Below are 16,032 nucleotides of genomic sequence, written 5' to 3'. Positions count from 1 at the left end.
CAAAACAGCCCGAACAAAAATGCCTGCCACAAAAACAAAAACCCGCCGAAAATATCGACGGGTTTGTCAGCGGTCTGGAGGGCGCTATCGCGCCCTCGTTTTGCGCCGCCTGGTGCTGATCTTCTGTCTCGTCGCCGCGCTTCTTGCGTCGATCGCGGTCGACATGGCGCTTGGGCCGGCAAACTATCCGCTGTCGGACGTGCTGACGGCGCTCTTTCGTGCCGACACGGTGAGCGACCAGTTGCGCGTCGTCATATGGGATATCCGCATGCCGATCGCCCTGATGGCGGTGACAGTCGGCGCATCGCTGTCGGTCGCTGGCGCCCAGATGCAGACGATCCTCGCCAATCCGCTGGCAAGCCCCTTTACCCTTGGTATTTCCGCCGCCGCCAGCTTCGGCGCAGCACTCGGCCTTGTCGCGGGTGTCGCGATCTTTCCGGTCGCGGTCCAATACATGGTGCCGATCAACGCCTTCCTGATGGCGATGATCGCAGCACTCTTCATCCACTTCGCCTCCTCCATGCGCGGTGTCACGGTCGAAACCATCGTGCTCCTCGGCATCGCACTGGTCTTCACCTTCAACGCCGCGTTGTCTCTGCTCGAATATCTTGCCTCGGAGCAGGCGCTCGCCGCCGTCGTCTTCTGGACAATGGGCAGCCTCACCAAGGCGACCTGGCCGAAGGTCTGGATCACCGGCGCCGTGCTTTTGTTCGCCTTGCCGCTCTTTGCACGGCATGCCTGGGCGCTGACCGCGCTGCGGCTGGGTGACGACAAGGCCGCGAGCTTCGGCATCAATGTGCGTCGGCTCAGGCTCGAGGCGATGCTGACGGTGAGCCTGCTTGCAGCGATCCCCGTCTCTTTCGTCGGCACGATCGGCTTTGTCGGTCTCGTCGGGCCGCATATCGCCCGCATGCTGGTGGGCGAGGACCAGCGCTTCTTCCTGCCGGCCTCGGTGCTTTGCGGCGCGCTCCTGCTTTCCGTCACCTCCGTCGTCAGCAAGATGCTGATTCCGGGCGCTGTGCTGCCGATCGGCGTCATCACGGCACTCGTCGGCGTGCCCTTCTTCTTCGTGCTGATTTTCACCAACAGGAGGCGCGCATGGTAAGCCTGTCGCTGGAAAAAGTCGGCGCGAATTACGGCCGGCGCGTGGTGCTTTCCGATGTCGACACCGGCGTCTTGCGCGGCGGGGGACTGACGGCGGTGATCGGGCCGAACGCGGCCGGCAAATCGACGCTGTTCAAGCGCATTGCCGGTCTCACCGCGGGTCCCGGAACCGTGCATCTGTCGGACACGGCCAAGGGGGCCGAAGGCATCTGCTACATGCCCCAGGATACCGGCGCCAACGCCGTGCTCACAGTCTACGAGTCGGTGCTGCTCTCGGCCAAGCAGGGCTCGGGCTGGAAGGTGCAGGACACCGAGCTTTCGGAAATCGATCGCGTGCTTGGCGAGCTTCGGATCTCAGACCTTGCCTTTCGCGGCCTCGGCGAACTGTCCGGCGGCCAGCGGCAACTGGTCTCGATCGCCCAGGCCCTGGTGCGTAAGCCCGAGGTGCTGTTGATGGACGAGCCGACTTCGGCGCTCGATCTCTTTCGCCAGATCGAAGTGCTCGGCTTCATGAAACGCCTCTCTGCTGAAGGCGGCATGGCGGTTCTGATCGCGCTGCACGACCTCAATCACGCGCTGCGCTATTGCGACGACACGATCGTCATCAGCGGCGGTTCGGTGTTGGCGAGCGGTTCAACCCGCGACGTAATCACTGCCGACATGCTGCGCTCAGTCTACCGTGTCGAGGCCCGTGTCGAGGCCTGCTCCCTGGGCCGGCCGGTCGTCATCGTCGACGAGTCTCTCTGAGGAGAGGGGGCAATTTGCTGGCGTTGGAGGGCAACGCCAACAACTGTCTTCGCACATGCGCAATGCCGTTGTCCCAGACAGCTTCGGCCACCGCGCGCACGCGGCATCCTCCATGGCGTTTAGGAGGTGTGCTTTGAGCCGATCTTGGGAGGCGAACGATGTTGCCTTAAGGGCGAGAGCCCGCTTATCGAAGTGGTGAGGCCGCCCTCCCTTTTGATCGGTGATAGGCGACCTCAAGGCATTGCGCCTCAGTTGGAATCCCACCTCTGTCGCGCATTTGAGTCAAGGTTTAGCCTTTACTCAACTCGGGCTAAGACGCAGAGGGCAGCACCTTACAAGGCATTAGAAACCCTGTCGCACAGCCTCCTTGCGCCAGCACATTCAGTGGCATCGGCGTCGACCCGAAGGGGGCCGACACCTTGATTGAGGTGGAATTGCAGGCGCGATCGAGCGTCTGCAATGCATCATTGCTCAAGAGCCGCCTGTGGCGTGTTGCGAAAGCTGATGGCCATGCGGTTATAGGCGTTCATCAGGCCAATCGCGATCGTGAGGTCAGTGATCTCGCGCTCGTTGAACTCGATGCGCGCAGCCGCGTAGGCTTCGTCCGGTACACCCGTCTCTGCGACGCGCGTGACCGTCTCGGCCCAGGCGAGGGCCGCCCGCTCGCGCGCGTCAAAGAGGTTTCCGGCTTCCCTCCACGCCTGCACCAATGCGATCTTTTCGATCGGCTGGCCCTTCTTCAGGAGGTCGCGGGTGTGCATGTCGAGGCAGTAGGCGCAGTTGTTGATTTGCGAAATACGCAGGTAGACAAGTTCGACCAACGTCGCGGGAAGTCCGCTCTGCAGGATATAGCCATAGACGCCTCCGAGGGCTTTGACGCCGGCCGGTGCGATCTGGTTGTAGTCGAGACGCGTACTCATTGTTCGACTCCTTGAAGTCGTTTCTTTACTTGATGGGGGTGGTCAGTTCCTTTTCGTCACTGTCGGCGACGAAAACCGCGAGAAGCCTTGCCGGCTTCGTCTGGCTCGCGTTGCGGCTGACGAGGTGGCTGGACGCCGGCGGCTCGAACCAGCTCTCGCCGGCGCGATAGGTTTGCGTCTCGCCATCGTTCACCTTGGACTGGATTTCCCCGGACAGGACGTAAGCGAAGATGAACGACGACTTTGCATGCGTGTGCGGAACCGATGCTCCGCCCGGTGGATAGTCGACGACCAGGGCTGTCAACGTCTTGCCGGGAATGTTGGGGATCTGCTGCGCGAAGTGCGGTGTAACGACGTCGCCGGGATCGTGCGCAGCGGCGGGTGTCGCGAAAGCGATCGCGGCAAGGGCTGCGCCTATGACAAATCGGGTGCTCATAGTAATTTCTCCTTGATGAGGTTTCGCAAATGGCGAGCCCGCACCTGTTTGCAGGGCGATTGGACGGGCTCGTCTGTGACGACTGACTGACTGACTGGCGCTCGGCCGTTTGAACGGAGGCGCTGCGTTCTGGGTAGCGCGCTCGTCCGTACCGATCACGCCACGACGATGCGCAGAGGATCAGCGGCCTCCAGCGCAGCCGCCCGATCGGCACTCGGTGGATAAATCCATGTGGTGTTGATCGTCGTCTTGAGCTTCTTTGCCTCGGCGCCGGTGAGCTTTACCTGTCGTTCCCACCCTTCGGTGTAGACCGCACCCCACGGGCCAAGATCGAGACAGGTGACGTACTTCTCCTGGCTGTAGGCGATCGGGTTCGTTCCAAGCAGGTCAGCAGCCACGTTGTGGCCTGCCGAGCGCCCGAGGTTTTGGGCGTGCTGGCAGCTCATCATCGTGCGGTTGCCAACATCATCCGTGACCGCACAGGCGACGTCGCCGGTGGCAAAGACATTCGTGTGACCGATGACCTTGAGGTTGCGATCGACATGAAGGCGCCCGAATGAATCTTTGTCCGCGTCGATCTGGCTGGTGATCGGGTTGGCGCGAGCGCCCGCGGTCCAGATCACGGTTGCCGCATCGATGCGCTCGCCGGAAGCCAGGGTGACGCCGTTATGGTCGATGGCGACAATCGGAGAGCGCAAGCGCGTCTCGACTCCCAGTTCCGAAAGCGCCTGCTCGATAATCGGACGCGGGCCAGGTCCAAGATCCGGGCCGATCGCAGTGCCGCGCTCGACGATTACAACGCGGATGTCAGCGTTCTCGCCAAGCGCGGCGCGCAGACGATGCGGCATCTCGGCGGCCGTTTCGATGCCAGTGAAGCCGCCGCCGGCAACCACCACGGTGTTGCGAGCGCTGCTCTCAGGCAGACGCGCCAACTGGGAGATGTGTTCCTCCAGTTCTGCGGCATCGGCAAGCTGATCAACGTTGAACGCGTGCGCGAGGCCCGGAATGTCCGGACGAAACAGCACGCTGCCGGTCGCCAGAACAAGCTTGCTGTAGCCGATTGTCGTTTCCCGCCCCTCGTCATCAGCATAGGTGACGATGTTGTCGATCGTCGAGATCGACGTCGCATATCCCTGGATGAAACGGACGCCGGCATTGGCGAAGATCTCGGAGAGGGGCGCCTTCATCTTGGCCGCATGTTTCTCGTAGAGACGTGGGCGAATGTGGAGTTCGGGCTGCGGCGCAATCACGGCAACCTCGACGGATCCGTCCGCCTTTCCTTGCTGGTCTAGTAGCCGCATGGCGCCGAGTGCCGACCACATTCCGGCAAAGCCGGCGCCGATAATCAGGATTCGTTCACGCATTTCTTTTCCTCAGACAAGGCTTCGCCATCGACGGGGCGGAGCCCGACCGCAAGGCGACTTCAGTTACGATGGTTGTCTCCATTCCGGAGATGGTCTTCACGATGATCTTCTCTCATCGCTTAACTAAGACTAACTTTGTCGGAGTAAATGAGCAACGGCGATTCCACTGGATTTCGGAAACGCACTGTCAACGGAGGGAAGACGGCCGACGACTTGCACCAACCGGTATTCGATGTTATCTCCGACAATATTTGTCGGTGTTTTGGTGATGTATGGCCCACGTCAGCGCAGGCGTCGAATACGCCCTCCACTGTCTGCTGTTCCTGGTTGAGGCGGAAGAGACTGGCCAGCCAGCAAGCGCACGCGATCTTGCCGAACTGCAGCAGATTTCCCCCGAATATGTCGCAAAGCTTTTCACAAAGCTCCAGAAGGCGGGTATTGTCGTCGCCCGAGAGGGCATAGGTGGCGGCTTTGCACTTGCGCGCCCAGCGAACGAGATTACGGCACTCGAGGTCATCGAGGCCGTTGACGGACGCAAGGCACTGTTCGAATGCAAGCAGATCCGTGGCCAGTGTGCGCTCTTCGCCGGCCGTCCGCCCGCCTGGGCCGAGGACGGCGTCTGCTCGATTCATGCGGTCATGATCGAAGCTGAGAAGAGAGCGCGAGAAGTGATGGCCGCCCACACTTTGGCGGGAATCGCCGGACGCGCCGCCGCGAAGGCGCCCAAGGAACACGCCGGCAATATCAGAGATTGGCTTGCGGCAAGAACGCCGCAGCGCCGCCGTCGCGGCGAACCCTCAAAGGCTGAATAGAGGCAAACGCCTTACGCCACACCAGGGCGTAAGGCGCCACTCATAGAGCGTATCGGTGTCCATCCGCCGCGTTTTCTGCCGCGGTTGGGAAGCGGCTGATCACTCGGCCGCCGACCGGCGCGGCAGCACCCAGTTCTGGCGCGGGAAGTGGCAGGTATAGCCGTTGGGATAACGCTCCAGGTAATCCTGATGCTCCGGCTCCGCCTGCCAGAAGTCCGCGACCGGTTCAACTTCGGTCACGACCTTGCCCGGCCAAATACCGGAGGCTTCCACATCCGCAATCGTGTCTTCGGCGACGCGCTTCTGCTCATCGTCGGTGTAGTAGATCGCCGAGCGATAGGACATGCCGATGTCATTGCCCTGCCGGTTCTTCGTGGTCGGGTCGTGGATCTGGAAGAAGAACTCCAGAATTTTCCGGTAGCTGATCTCCTCCGGATCGTAGATGATCTCGATGCCTTCGGCGTGGGTACCATGGTTGCGGTAGGTTGCGTTGGGTACATCGCCCCCGGTGTAGCCGACACGGGTGTCGGTGACGCCGGGGAGCCTGCGGATCAGGTCCTGCATCCCCCAGAAGCAGCCACCTGCGAGAACAGCGCGCTTGCTCATTCAGATATCCTCCACCTGGTTGATGAATGCGCCGTAACCCTCGGTCTCCATGTCCTCGCGGGGAATGAAGCGCAGGGCGGCGGAGTTGATGCAATAACGCAAGCCGCCGCGATCACGAGGGCCGTCGGGAAACACGTGCCCGAGATGACTGTCGCCATGCTTCGAGCGCACCTCGGTACGGATCATACCATGAGAACCGTCGCGCAGTTCCTCTACATTCGCGGACACGATCGGCTTGGTAAAGCTCGGCCAGCCGCAGCCGGAATCGAACTTGTCGGACGAGGCAAACAGTGGTTCGCCGGAGACGATATCCACGTATATCCCCGGACGCTTGTTGTCATTGTACTCGCCCGTGAACGGGCGCTCCGTCCCGCTCTGCTGCGTGACGCGAAACTGCTCGGGCGTCAGCTTTCTGATTGCTTCATCTGTCTTTCTGTAGGTCATTCCCTGTCTCCAATAACGACGAATGGAATTGGCGGCGAAGCCGCTGCTTTCAGGTTCGCGCGGCGGCGCGATCTGCCCCCGACGCCAACATTTCTGGTGTCTGCGTCGCAAGCCTGCCGTCCGGCGACGCGCATCTCGATTGTCACTGGTCCTGTTGCCGGCGGGCAACGGCGTCGATCTCGAATCTGGAAATACCGATGTCCTCCAGTTGATGATCGCTGTGTCGGCCAAGCTCAAGAGCTGTCTGGCGATAGGGTTGATGGGCGCGAATTCTCGATAAGAGATAGTGCACAAACATAGGATCGTCCTTCTGTTCAATCGAACGAATAGCTGATCATGGGGTGTCGGAAATCACTCGGCGGTGAGGCGGGTAGGGCTCTTGCCCCACCCACACTCACGTGCGGGACGCTCGCATTGCTGCGAGCGACTCCACGGCAATCCAGAGAGACAGCGCGAAGAGCCCGAGATCCTTGAGCAGGAACTGACCGGGAGCGACCGAGATTGCCGGAAAACCGAGGTCCGCAACGATCACACCGGGCGTCGTCACCATAAAGCTGAGCGTGGTCGCAAACAGCCCGGCGGAAAGCAATCCTCCGACGAGCGAATAAACCGGCTTGATGATGCGGGCCGCAACGAGGGCGGCGATGGAAAGCTCGAGGATGCCAAGGAGGTTGGAAAAACCCTCCACGCTGAACAGTGCGTAGGTCCAGCTCAGCAGAGGATTGTTGCTGACCAGGCCGACCAGCCCCTCCGCTTCGTAACGAGTGAACTTCATGCCGCCGAACCAACCATAGATCACGGCCAGGGAACCATAGAGCCCAGCCGCAGTTACGGTCTGTCCATGGCGATCAACCAGGTGGAGTGCGGCGGTGGCGGCACGAACGTGGACGCGCGGATGCGCCGCGCCGTGGTGTGCGAAATCACGAGGCATTGTCTACTCCTGGGTTTTGTGGCGCGAGACCGTTCCAAACGGCGGCGCCTAAACGATACCGTTCTGTATCGTTATGCTGTAAATATACCGATCTGTATCGTTTTGCAATCCCGTTCGCCATAAAACTTTCACTGACCAGCCGATCCTCTGGAGCCGTGCGGTAGCTAAAACAAGGCAAAAGCGCCAGAGATCATGGGCGTGTCCGGCGCGCCTTGTTTTTGTTCTCGCCGACCGATATATTGATACAATTCTGTTTCGTTAAGGGGCTGAAATGCGTCGCTCAGAGATTCGCGGTCATCTGCTCGATACCGCCTTGCGCCTGTTCAATCTGCACGGATACCACGCGACCGGCATCGACCTGATCATTGCCGAGGCAGGCGTCGCCAAGACGACGCTCTACCGGCACTTCGAAACCAAGGAAGATCTCATCCTGGCCGCGCTTGAGCGGCGCGATGAGGAATCGCGTGCGGAAATGCGCGCCTTTGTCGAGCAGCGTGCGATTGACGCCTACGAACGCCTCATGGCGACCTTCGACTTTCTGGAGATCTCGGTTCGCGACAAACAGTTCCGCGGTTGCATTTTCATGGGCGCAGCCGGCGAACACAAGGAGGCCGTCGATCCGGTGTTCCGGGCGGCTTTGATGCACAAACGACTGGTCCTTGCCTATTTCGAGGAACTTGCCCATGCGGCTCGGTTCGCCGAACCGAAACGGACCGCCGACATGATCAACCTGCTGCACGAAGGTGCCGTCGCGATTGCACAGATGACGCGCACCGGCGAACCGGTGCGGCAGAGCAAGCGGATGGCGGCAAGCCTGCTTGCACAGGAGGTTCGTGCTCCCTTGGAACCGTCAGCCAGGGGCGAGGGAGCGAAGCAGCGCGCAAGCGTTTCGTCTGGAAACGCAGCATAGGAGCAGAATGCCGCAAGCAAGGCCGAAAGTGCCTTGGGAGGTATGATGGATCGTCTCGAAGCCATGAAGATGCTGTTGGCAGTCGTCGACGCCGGCAGCATCTCCGCGGGAAGCAGGAAGCTGAATGCGCCGCTGCCCAGCGTCAGTCGTAAGGTTGCCGAACTCGAGCGGCACATCGGTGCGAGCCTTATCGTGCGGACCAGTCGCAATCTTCAACTCACCGACGCAGGCAGGGAGTATGTCGAGGCCGCGCGAAGGATCATTGCGGATCTCGAGGAAGCCGAGCGGCGAGCCTCCGGCGAGTACGAAACGCCGCGCGGTACGCTGACGATCACCATGCCGATCGAGTTCGGTACTCGCTATGTGCTGCCGATTGCGCTCGACTACATGGAGATCTATCCGGAGGTGTCGCTCAATCTCCTCTCGCTCGATAGGACGGTGCATCTGGTCGATGAGCAGGTCGATATCGCCATACGCTTGGGTGATCTTGCCGACAGCTCTCTCTATGCGGTCAAAGCGGGGGAATTCAAGCTCTTGACCTGCGCCAGCCCGGCATACCTGCAGCGCCGGGGGGTGCCGGAGCATCCGAGCGATCTCGCAGACCATGACGGGATACTCTTCAACAAGCGGACTTTCTTCTGGACGTTTAATGTCGGCGGTCATCCGCTGGAGGCCGCCCCGCGCAACCGCCTCGAGGTCAATACTGCGGCCAATTGCGTGGCCGCAGCGGTTGGCGGTGCGGGTATCGCCCGTGTGTTCGACTACCAGATTCCGGAGGAGTTGGCGTCAGGCGCCCTTGTGCCGGTGCTGGAGGCATTCGATCAGGCGCCCCTGCCGATCCACATCGTCTATTCGCGACAGGGTCAACTCACGTTGAAGGTGCGCTCCTTCGTCGACTGGGCCTTGCCCCGCCTTCGCGCTGACTTTGGGCGAGGCGCAGCTTCGCAGGCCTAATCCGCAAACGCTGCCCGAACTTCTTCGATGGCGCGTTTCGGATCCTGCAGGTGCGGGAAGTGGCCGACGCCTGCCAGCACGTCGAACTCCGCCTTTATGCGGTCGGCGAACTCCTTGCCCATCTCCGACCTGATGTAGATGTCTTTCTCGCCCCAGATGACCTTCACCGGGGTCTTGAGCCTGGCGATATTGGCCTCGAGATAGTCCTGATCGCGCGTGAAGTGGGAATAGTAAGAGGCGAAGGCGTCGGCGCTTGTGAGGCCTTCGCGCGCCCATGAGGCTCTCATGTCCGATTGCACCTCGGGCGGCAGTTCGTACTGGGCTTCGGACGCAAGGCCGCGGCGATGCACGTTCTCCAGGATCTCGCCGCTGGTCCTGTTCATGTAGGCCCGCGTCGGCGTCGCCGTCGGCTCGCCCTTGAGGTTTTGCAGGCTCTCATACATGTACTGCGGCCGGTTGAACGGGGCGAAGTCGCCGACAATGATCTTCCTCGCGACAGTTGGTTCGTCGAGCGCCAGCAGCAGCGCGGGAAGGCTGCCGATATCCGAGGCGTAGATGACAAGGTTCGATCGGCCGAGACCCGAGGCATCTATGTAGGCCGCAAGAACCTTGGCGTAATCCCTCGGCGCGTAGGAAAACTGCATTGTCGAGGGGCGCGAGGATCGACCGTAGCCGGGCCAATCGAACCCATGCACGTCGTATTCCTTGGCGAGCGTTTCGGCGATGCTCTTCCAGACGGCCAGCGTCTCCGGGAAGCCGTGCAGCAAAAGAACCGTGCCGTTGGGGGCAGGCGCGTAAGCAACCATGCGCCTGAGCACAAAGGTCTCGTCGATCTTGATGAAGTCGATTTTCATCCCTGACGGGGAGGCGGCGTCCCCGACGTGCGCCGATGCCATTGCCATGGAAGCGGTTGCAATGACGTTCTTGAGCGATGGCAGAACCATGTCATGCGTCCTTCTGGTGAAGTCTGAAACTGACAGCAAGATCAGGCATCCAGTTGGTCGCCGGCAGATCGAATTTGCGAGAGGCACCCTCTTGGATGGGGCGCGTGTGAGAGGATGCCTCTCAGTTTCGCCAAGTACCGACTGCCAGGTGCCGCTCCTAGATTTGCGCTTATTCCCGGATCGTCCGCTTTCGACAGGCGATCTCAAGCGAACCGCGAAGCGAAAATCGCTCGCCATAGGAAGGAAGAACGGAATGAACGATATCCTGCTGGAAAAGCCCAGAGCGCTTCCCGGTCACTCAACCGTCGGCACGAATGATCTTGATGCCGCTGCTGCCTACTACGACAAGCTTCTTGCCGTCTTTGGCATCGGCCGCGTGCTCGTGCAGCCCGGACGCGCCATCTACTATGGGCACCGCACCCTCGAGTTCGGCATCACCAAGCCATTCAACGGTCAAGCAGCCCTTGCCGGCAATGGCAACATGATCGCCTTTGAAGCGCGTTCGCGCGCCCAGGTCGATGCCGCGCACGCAACGGCATTGGAAGCAGGCGGATCCGACGAGGGCACCCCTGGTCCGCGAGGCCCCAACGGCAGCGACCCGTACTGCGCCTATTTCCGCGATCCGGAAGGAAACAAGTTCCTCGTCTACCGCACCGGCCCCGACGAAGCCTGACAAGCCTGTGGCGCGGGACCTTGCCACTAACGGCGAGGTCCCGCGCAACGTCGAAGCCCAATCGGTAACGCGTGTGGGTTTTTGCCAAGGAGTTTCACAAATGATCTTTGAAACCAAAGCTGAGAACCCCCGGTTCACCCGGCGCTCATTCTTGCTTTCGGGCGCAGCAATCGGTGCAGCCGCGGTGATGCTGCCGGCATCCGGTGCCGAAGCCGACACCTTTACGGCGCCGAACGAGAGCGACAGCATCCGGCCTTTCAAGGTCGACGTTCCCGAGACGGCCCTTGAGGATCTGCGACGACGCCTCGCAGCGACCCGCTGGCCGGACAGTGCGACCGTTGACGACCGCTCCCAAGGTGTAGAACAGCAAAAGCTCCAGGAACTCGTCGCCTATTGGCAGTCCGACTATGATTGGCGAAGGGCCGAACGGAGGCTCAACGCTTACCCGCAGTTCCTGACGAACATCGACGGGTTGGATATTCATTTCATCCACGTGCGCTCACGCCATGCGGCAGCACTTCCACTGATCATGACCCACGGATGGCCTGGCTCGATCTTCGAACTGCTCGACGTGATCAATCCGCTAACGGAGCCGACCGCTCATGGCGGCAAGGCCGAAGACGCGTTCCATCTCGTCATTCCATCCATTCCGGGCTTCGGCTTTTCACAAAAGCCGGCGTCGACGGGCTGGGACGCGCAACGGATCGCCATGACCTGGCACACATTGATGAAACGGCTCGGCTATGATCACTACGTTTCGCAGGGTGGCGACTGGGGCGCGATCATCAGCGACGCCCTTGCGCGCCAGGCACCGAAAGGCTTGCTCGGCATTCATGTCAACAGGATCGAGCGCGGGACGACGCTACCGACCGACGCCGCGCAAGCGCTGAAGAGCGGAGGGCCATCCCCAGACACCATGTCGACCGACGAGAAGAAAATCTTCGAAGAGGCCCGCGACTTCCTGAACAATGGCTTTGGTTACGCTGCGATCCTCAGCACGCGCCCGGAGACGATCGGCTACGGGCTCTCGGACTCACCGGTGGGCCTCGCGGCCTGGCTCTACGACAAGATTGCGGATTGGGTGTTCACGCGCGGTGAACCGGAAAAATCGCTGAACAAGGACGAAATCCTGGACAACATCACCCTGTATTGGCTGACGAACACCGGCCCCTCGAGTGGACGTATTTATTGGGAAAACCTCAAGGCGGGAGCGAAACTCTCGCCGGCCAGGGTTCCGGTTGCCGTGACCGTGTTTCCGGGCGAGGTTTACAGGCCACCCAAGAAGTGGCTGTCAAAGGCCTATCCGCAACTCGTGTACTACCACCTCGCTTCGAAGGGCGGACATTTCGCCGCCTGGGAAGAGCCCGAGGTGTTCACCGAGGAAATCAGGGCTGGCTTCAGACCAATGCGCCTATAAAGTAGGCTCTACGCTCATGATACCCACGCTCCGATCTCGAGCGCAGCTCCAGGCGCGTCGACAGGGCTTGTCTCTATTCCTGCTGGATTTACCAAGGCAGGGACAACGTGTTTGAGAAGAAGCCGCCGAGCGCGCCGACCAGCCCCACAGTTACTACCGCTACTTCCATGTAGCCGGCGAGGAGGACCAGTCCCAGCATCGAAATCGCCGATGCGGTTGTGATCACTGAAGTGCCTTCGCTCAGAGGCAACACCGCCGTTACCTCTGGTGCGGGCAGACGGGGTTGACTGATATTTTGAATGTTGTCGTTTGCGGGACGCAGCAAGCGGGGTGGGCGAGGGTGACTCAGCCTGCTTTTCTCACATATTCCCGGATAGGTGTCGCAGATGGATTTCGGCATCGGAGCGTGTCCATGATCGAATTTGACCTGAGCCAATTGTGACGATCACGCCTGGATCGTCCGTTCCCGGGGTAACTCTCGCGGTCGTAAGGGGCATCCGCACGTCACGGGCTGCGATGTTCGCCGCGCCCGATGCGATGCAGACAGTCCGGATCGCACGGCGCTAGACACTGTGCCCGATCCGAGACCACTTCATTGAGCCTTTGCGGACACTGCGCTCAGTTCCTCGAGATCGAGATCATGCTCGAGTTCCCTCAGGGTTTCGTCGTCGATCTCGCCGGCGCGATGGAGCCTGAGGAGTTCTCGACGGCCCGTCGCGACGGCCTCAAGCACGACATCAAAGTGGGCGTGGAGTATCGGGAGGTAGTGGTCCGTCCGCTCGGCATAGTCGACGATCGATGTCGCTCTTCGCTGGTAACGCTCCAGCAACTGGGGATGTATGAGCTTGCCGTCCGCATCGTGTGCCAGGCGTTGGACAGTGCTGAATTGTGCCTGGGCCATGGCGGCTTCGGCCTGACTCATCGTAAGCCGGGCCTTTTCGGCTTCCGTCTCCACCAGCCGTGCCCGATCAATCACCCATCCGAGCGTCGTGCCCTGCACGAGCACCGTTCCGACGATGACGATGAACGACGTGAGCAGGATGAAGTCGCGACCGGGGAAATCTTCCGGCAGGCTGAGCGCCAGGGCGAGTGTGACCACGCCGCGAACACCTGCCCAACTCAGGACCGTGGCGCCGCCGACACCGAGGGGCCGAATACGGTTTGCGCCCTGGGCACTCCAGATCTTGATGACGGCATCGGACGCGAAGATCCAGATGAAGCGCGTGACAACCAGCGTGACGAGGATCGCAAGCGCCGGCAATCCCATCGTTGTTGCCACCGTGCCGAAGCCGCCAGCGCGCTCGACGACATCTCGCAACGACAACCCGATCAAGATGAAAACCGCGGCTTCCATCAAGAAGACCAGCACATCCCAAAACGATGTGCCGCGCATGCGTGTTGCCGCCGAAAGCACCGTCGGCTGGTGCCAGCTCGCGATGAGACCCGTCGTCACCGTCGCTATCACGCCCGAAACATGAAGCTGCTCTGCGAGAAGATAGGAAATCCAAGCCAGGAGCGTTGTCGCGGCGATAATCAGGTATTCGTCGCCAAGATACCGAACGAACTTGACCCACGCCGTCCCGACGACGGCTCCCACGACGGCACCGCCGATCGCCAGCAGAAAGAAATTTCCAACCGCCTCGCTCACGCTGAATGCGCCCGTCACTGCGGCCGCAACGGCGAACCGGAAGAGCACCAGGCAGCTCGCGTCATTGAGGAGGCTTTCTCCCTCGAGCAGAATCTGAAGTCGGCGCGGCAGCCTGACCCGTTCGAGCACCGCGCGGGCGGAAACCGCATCCGGCGGTGAGACGATCGCCCCGAGCGCTGCACAGGCGGCCCAGGGCAGCGATGGAAAGAGCAGGTGCGTGACGACGGCCACGACCGCGCAGGTGAAAAACACCGCCCCGATGGCAAGCGAGGCAATGCCGATCATATGGCGCCGCAACCTGGCGACGGCGATGGACCAGGCGCCATCAAGAAGCAGCGGTGGCAGGAAGATGACGAGCACGAGGCCGGGATCGATCGTAATGGCCGGCAGACCGGGCAGAAAGGCCAAAAGCCCGCCGCCCGCAAGCAGCGCCACGGATGGCGGCAGCCGAAAGCGGTCCGCCACGTAGTGCAGCACGATGATCGCGGCGAACATCGCAATCACCAGCTCGAACAGGTGGGTTGGTTCCATATCGCCATCCTCCCAATTATCCTGCTGCGATGGGCTTCGCTCGACAGAAGGTGATCGAATCCAGGACAAGCCAGGCCAAGGTCGGAGGAAAGCGCGACTTCGTCAATCCGCGGCGGGTGCATGCTCGTCATAGAAGGAACGTGCGTTTCCTGGCGCAAATCATCCGTTCGCCGGATGGCGACAATGCTAAAGCAGCGGTTTCCGGCACATCCGATAGTTCCATAATGTATGTTACGTGATCTTACATCGTCCACAGGACTGAAAGCGGCGCGGCGTGCAATTTTTCGCCGAACGGCGTCACGCGGTCGTGATCGTGAAGGACGATCCCGTGCAGGAAGCGGTCACCGACCGCCTCCTGCAGTTGACGCAGTCCCTTGAAGTCCTCAGCCTTGACTGTCGACGATGCTTTGACCTCGATGCCGACGACGCGACCGCGTCGGTCCTCGACAACAATGTCGACCTCCGTCTGATCCTTCGTCCGATAGTGAGAGAACGAAAGTCGACGTTCCGACCACGATGCGAGCTTCATGAACTCGGATGCCACGAAGCTCTCGAGCAATGGACCGAAGCGCGTCCTGTTTTCACGGATGCTGTTGACATCGTCTTCGCGCAGGGCTGCGAGCAAGCCGGTGTCGAGAAAATGCAACTTCGGTGTTTTCACCAGGCGGCTAAGCCGGTTGTTGGACCATGGCGCGAGCGTTCGGACAAGGAAGAGTCGCTCGAGGATTGCTACATACTTTTGAGCGGTGACACTCGATAGTCCGAGAGCCGAGCCGAATCCGCTGTGATTGATCAACTGTCCCGCATGCTCTGCCAGGACATCAAGTAGGCGCGGCAACCTGCCCAGCTGATCGATGTTGGCAATGTCGCGCACGTCTCTGTCAAGGATGAGCGCCACGTAGTCCTCAAGCCACGCGGTGCGTCGGGCGGGCTGAGTCCTGCGTACGACCTCAGGGTACCCTCCACGTACAACCGTCTCCACAAGGTCGTCGCCGAGGACAAGTTCGTCCGCGATCACCGGCACCTCTCCCGCAAAGATGCGATCAAGAAAGCGGCCTGGGGTAGATCGGATTTCTGCCTGCGCAAACGGTAGCAATGATATCAAGGCCATGCGCCCGGCAAGAGAATCTGCCACCGCCGGCACGGTGGCGAGGTTCGCTGAACCTGTGAGCAGGAAGCGGCCGGGTTCATCGCTGCGATCGACGCTTTCCTTTATCGCCAGCATCAGTTCGGGCGCACGTTGAACTTCGTCGATAACCGCGCGCTCGAGGCCGCGGACGAAGCCTACGGGGTCGGATTTGGCAGCGCTAAGTGTGCCGGCGTCATCGAGGGTATAATACGGTCGCTCAGGTCCTGAGAACTGTCGCGCAAGTGTGGTCTTTCCGGCTTGCCTTGGTCCGGCGACCAGAACGACGCGCGTATCCGACAGCGCCGTCTCGACCATGGAGCGGGCCTTGCGTTTGATGAGCGTGTTCGGGCGATTTGAATCGGTCATGCGCCCGATGTTAAATCCGTTGGCGTCCAATTTAAAGTAAAAATCCGTCCAATTTAAAATGAACCTCACTTTACCGTGAGGCTGTTCGCTCGAAAC

18 protein-coding genes are annotated in these 16,032 nt (G+C 60.8%); 7 read left to right on the top strand and 11 right to left on the bottom strand.

The window, feature by feature from the left end; translation table 11 throughout:
* Positions 1–19 precede the first annotated feature (19 nt).
* Complete coding sequence (locus MKZ91_RS28160; RefSeq protein ID WP_336174348.1) at positions 20–1,105, top strand: FecCD family ABC transporter permease; 1,086 nt, start codon at positions 20–22, stop codon at positions 1,103–1,105.
* Positions 1,099–1,851: an ABC transporter ATP-binding protein gene (locus MKZ91_RS28155; protein ID WP_336174342.1), complete on the top strand. Its 753-nt coding sequence runs from the start codon at positions 1,099–1,101 to the stop codon at positions 1,849–1,851. Before MKZ91_RS28160 ends, MKZ91_RS28155 begins: the two co-directional genes overlap by 7 nt.
* 464 nt (positions 1,852–2,315) lie before the next feature.
* Here the strand turns inward: MKZ91_RS28155 and MKZ91_RS28150 are convergent, their stop codons facing one another.
* The 3 genes from MKZ91_RS28150 to MKZ91_RS28140 form a co-directional block, all read right to left on the bottom strand.
* Positions 2,316–2,771 (bottom strand): carboxymuconolactone decarboxylase family protein, encoded by a 456-nt coding sequence (locus tag MKZ91_RS28150; RefSeq protein ID WP_336174341.1) that lies wholly within the window; start codon positions 2,769–2,771, stop codon positions 2,316–2,318.
* Between the two features lie 25 nt (positions 2,772–2,796).
* A complete protein-coding gene (locus MKZ91_RS28145) occupies positions 2,797–3,207 on the bottom strand; it encodes a cupin domain-containing protein (protein ID WP_336174340.1) in 411 nt (136 codons plus the stop codon).
* A gap of 155 nt (positions 3,208–3,362) precedes the next feature.
* Complete coding sequence (locus MKZ91_RS28140; RefSeq protein WP_336174339.1) at positions 3,363–4,571, bottom strand: NAD(P)/FAD-dependent oxidoreductase; 1,209 nt, start codon at positions 4,569–4,571, stop codon at positions 3,363–3,365.
* A 272-nt stretch (positions 4,572–4,843) separates the two neighbouring features.
* Here MKZ91_RS28140 and MKZ91_RS28135 point away from each other — a divergent pair, with 272 nt between their 5' ends.
* Complete coding sequence (locus MKZ91_RS28135; RefSeq protein ID WP_336174338.1) at positions 4,844–5,383, top strand: RrF2 family transcriptional regulator; 540 nt, start codon at positions 4,844–4,846, stop codon at positions 5,381–5,383.
* A 99-nt stretch (positions 5,384–5,482) separates the two neighbouring features.
* Here the strand turns inward: MKZ91_RS28135 and msrA are convergent, their stop codons facing one another.
* From msrA to MKZ91_RS28115, 4 genes are all read right to left on the bottom strand, one after another.
* Positions 5,483–5,989, bottom strand: a complete 507-nt coding sequence (gene msrA / locus MKZ91_RS28130; protein ID WP_336174337.1) for a peptide-methionine (S)-S-oxide reductase MsrA — start codon at positions 5,987–5,989, stop codon at positions 5,483–5,485.
* On the bottom strand, positions 5,990–6,433 hold the full coding sequence (gene msrB, locus MKZ91_RS28125) for a peptide-methionine (R)-S-oxide reductase MsrB (RefSeq protein ID WP_336174336.1): 444 nt from the start codon (positions 6,431–6,433) through the stop codon (positions 5,990–5,992).
* A 142-nt stretch (positions 6,434–6,575) separates the two neighbouring features.
* Entirely contained in the window at positions 6,576–6,731 is a 156-nt protein-coding gene (locus tag MKZ91_RS28120; protein ID WP_336174335.1) for a DUF1127 domain-containing protein, read from the bottom strand.
* A 96-nt stretch (positions 6,732–6,827) separates the two neighbouring features.
* Positions 6,828–7,364 carry a YkgB family protein gene (locus MKZ91_RS28115; RefSeq protein WP_336174334.1) on the bottom strand — a complete coding sequence of 179 codons (537 nt, stop codon included), beginning with the start codon at positions 7,362–7,364 and terminating at the stop codon, positions 6,828–6,830.
* A 271-nt stretch (positions 7,365–7,635) separates the two neighbouring features.
* Between MKZ91_RS28115 and MKZ91_RS28110 the strand changes: the two genes are divergently transcribed.
* Both MKZ91_RS28110 and MKZ91_RS28105 read left to right on the top strand, forming a co-directional pair.
* Entirely contained in the window at positions 7,636–8,274 is a 639-nt protein-coding gene (locus MKZ91_RS28110; protein ID WP_336174333.1) for a TetR/AcrR family transcriptional regulator, read from the top strand.
* Positions 8,275–8,319: 45 nt separating this feature from the next.
* Positions 8,320–9,228 (top strand): LysR substrate-binding domain-containing protein, encoded by a 909-nt coding sequence (locus tag MKZ91_RS28105; RefSeq protein ID WP_336174332.1) that lies wholly within the window; start codon positions 8,320–8,322, stop codon positions 9,226–9,228.
* On the opposite strand, the gene MKZ91_RS28100 is transcribed toward MKZ91_RS28105, so the two are convergent.
* Complete coding sequence (locus tag MKZ91_RS28100) at positions 9,225–10,172, bottom strand: alpha/beta fold hydrolase (RefSeq protein ID WP_442892358.1); 948 nt, start codon at positions 10,170–10,172, stop codon at positions 9,225–9,227. The genes MKZ91_RS28105 and MKZ91_RS28100 overlap by 4 nt on opposite strands.
* Before the next feature lie 253 nt (positions 10,173–10,425).
* Here MKZ91_RS28100 and MKZ91_RS28095 point away from each other — a divergent pair, with 253 nt between their 5' ends.
* Entirely contained in the window at positions 10,426–10,845 is a 420-nt protein-coding gene (locus tag MKZ91_RS28095) for a VOC family protein (RefSeq protein WP_336174330.1), read from the top strand.
* A gap of 100 nt (positions 10,846–10,945) precedes the next feature.
* Positions 10,946–12,262: an epoxide hydrolase family protein gene (locus tag MKZ91_RS28090; protein ID WP_336174329.1), complete on the top strand. Its 1,317-nt coding sequence runs from the start codon at positions 10,946–10,948 to the stop codon at positions 12,260–12,262.
* 88 nt (positions 12,263–12,350) lie between these two features.
* Here MKZ91_RS28090 and MKZ91_RS28085 read toward each other — a convergent pair whose 3' ends face one another.
* The 3 genes from MKZ91_RS28085 to MKZ91_RS28075 all read right to left on the bottom strand — a co-directional run bounded on the left by MKZ91_RS28085 (position 12,351) and on the right by MKZ91_RS28075 (position 15,936).
* Positions 12,351–12,662 carry a hypothetical protein gene (locus tag MKZ91_RS28085; RefSeq protein ID WP_336174328.1) on the bottom strand — a complete coding sequence of 104 codons (312 nt, stop codon included), beginning with the start codon at positions 12,660–12,662 and terminating at the stop codon, positions 12,351–12,353.
* Between the two features lie 192 nt (positions 12,663–12,854).
* Positions 12,855–14,441 carry a Na+/H+ antiporter gene (locus MKZ91_RS28080; protein ID WP_336174327.1) on the bottom strand — a complete coding sequence of 529 codons (1,587 nt, stop codon included), beginning with the start codon at positions 14,439–14,441 and terminating at the stop codon, positions 12,855–12,857.
* Positions 14,442–14,682: 241 nt separating this feature from the next.
* A complete protein-coding gene (locus tag MKZ91_RS28075; protein WP_336174326.1) occupies positions 14,683–15,936 on the bottom strand; it encodes an ATP-binding protein in 1,254 nt (417 codons plus the stop codon).
* Positions 15,937–16,032: the final 96 nt, after the last annotated feature.

This window comes from Ensifer sp. MJa1, from assembly GCF_037026475.1.
Classification (GTDB): Bacteria; Pseudomonadota; Alphaproteobacteria; order Rhizobiales; family Rhizobiaceae; genus Ensifer.
Note: the sequence above shows the minus strand (reverse complement) of the source record. Positions and strands in the feature narration are given on the sequence as shown.

Coding starts and splice junctions, on each gene's coding strand:
- MKZ91_RS28160 (WP_336174348.1), top strand. CDS start 20: ATGCCTGCCACAAAAACAAAAACCCGCCGAAAATATCGACGGGTTTGT.
- msrB (WP_336174336.1), bottom strand. CDS start 6,433: ATGACCTACAGAAAGACAGATGAAGCAATCAGAAAGCTGACGCCCGAG.
- MKZ91_RS28155 (WP_336174342.1), top strand. CDS start 1,099: ATGGTAAGCCTGTCGCTGGAAAAAGTCGGCGCGAATTACGGCCGGCGC.
- MKZ91_RS28115 (WP_336174334.1), bottom strand. CDS start 7,364: ATGCCTCGTGATTTCGCACACCACGGCGCGGCGCATCCGCGCGTCCAC.
- MKZ91_RS28090 (WP_336174329.1), top strand. CDS start 10,946: ATGATCTTTGAAACCAAAGCTGAGAACCCCCGGTTCACCCGGCGCTCA.
- MKZ91_RS28080 (WP_336174327.1), bottom strand. CDS start 14,441: ATGGAACCAACCCACCTGTTCGAGCTGGTGATTGCGATGTTCGCCGCG.
- MKZ91_RS28150 (WP_336174341.1), bottom strand. CDS start 2,771: ATGAGTACGCGTCTCGACTACAACCAGATCGCACCGGCCGGCGTCAAA.
- MKZ91_RS28085 (WP_336174328.1), bottom strand. CDS start 12,662: ATGCCGAAATCCATCTGCGACACCTATCCGGGAATATGTGAGAAAAGC.
- MKZ91_RS28145 (WP_336174340.1), bottom strand. CDS start 3,207: ATGAGCACCCGATTTGTCATAGGCGCAGCCCTTGCCGCGATCGCTTTC.
- MKZ91_RS28120 (WP_336174335.1), bottom strand. CDS start 6,731: ATGTTTGTGCACTATCTCTTATCGAGAATTCGCGCCCATCAACCCTAT.
- MKZ91_RS28095 (WP_336174330.1), top strand. CDS start 10,426: ATGAACGATATCCTGCTGGAAAAGCCCAGAGCGCTTCCCGGTCACTCA.
- MKZ91_RS28110 (WP_336174333.1), top strand. CDS start 7,636: ATGCGTCGCTCAGAGATTCGCGGTCATCTGCTCGATACCGCCTTGCGC.
- MKZ91_RS28105 (WP_336174332.1), top strand. CDS start 8,320: ATGGATCGTCTCGAAGCCATGAAGATGCTGTTGGCAGTCGTCGACGCC.
- msrA (WP_336174337.1), bottom strand. CDS start 5,989: ATGAGCAAGCGCGCTGTTCTCGCAGGTGGCTGCTTCTGGGGGATGCAG.
- MKZ91_RS28135 (WP_336174338.1), top strand. CDS start 4,844: ATGGCCCACGTCAGCGCAGGCGTCGAATACGCCCTCCACTGTCTGCTG.
- MKZ91_RS28140 (WP_336174339.1), bottom strand. CDS start 4,571: ATGCGTGAACGAATCCTGATTATCGGCGCCGGCTTTGCCGGAATGTGG.
- MKZ91_RS28100 (WP_442892358.1), bottom strand. CDS start 10,172: ATGGTTCTGCCATCGCTCAAGAACGTCATTGCAACCGCTTCCATGGCA.
- MKZ91_RS28075 (WP_336174326.1), bottom strand. CDS start 15,936: ATGACCGATTCAAATCGCCCGAACACGCTCATCAAACGCAAGGCCCGC.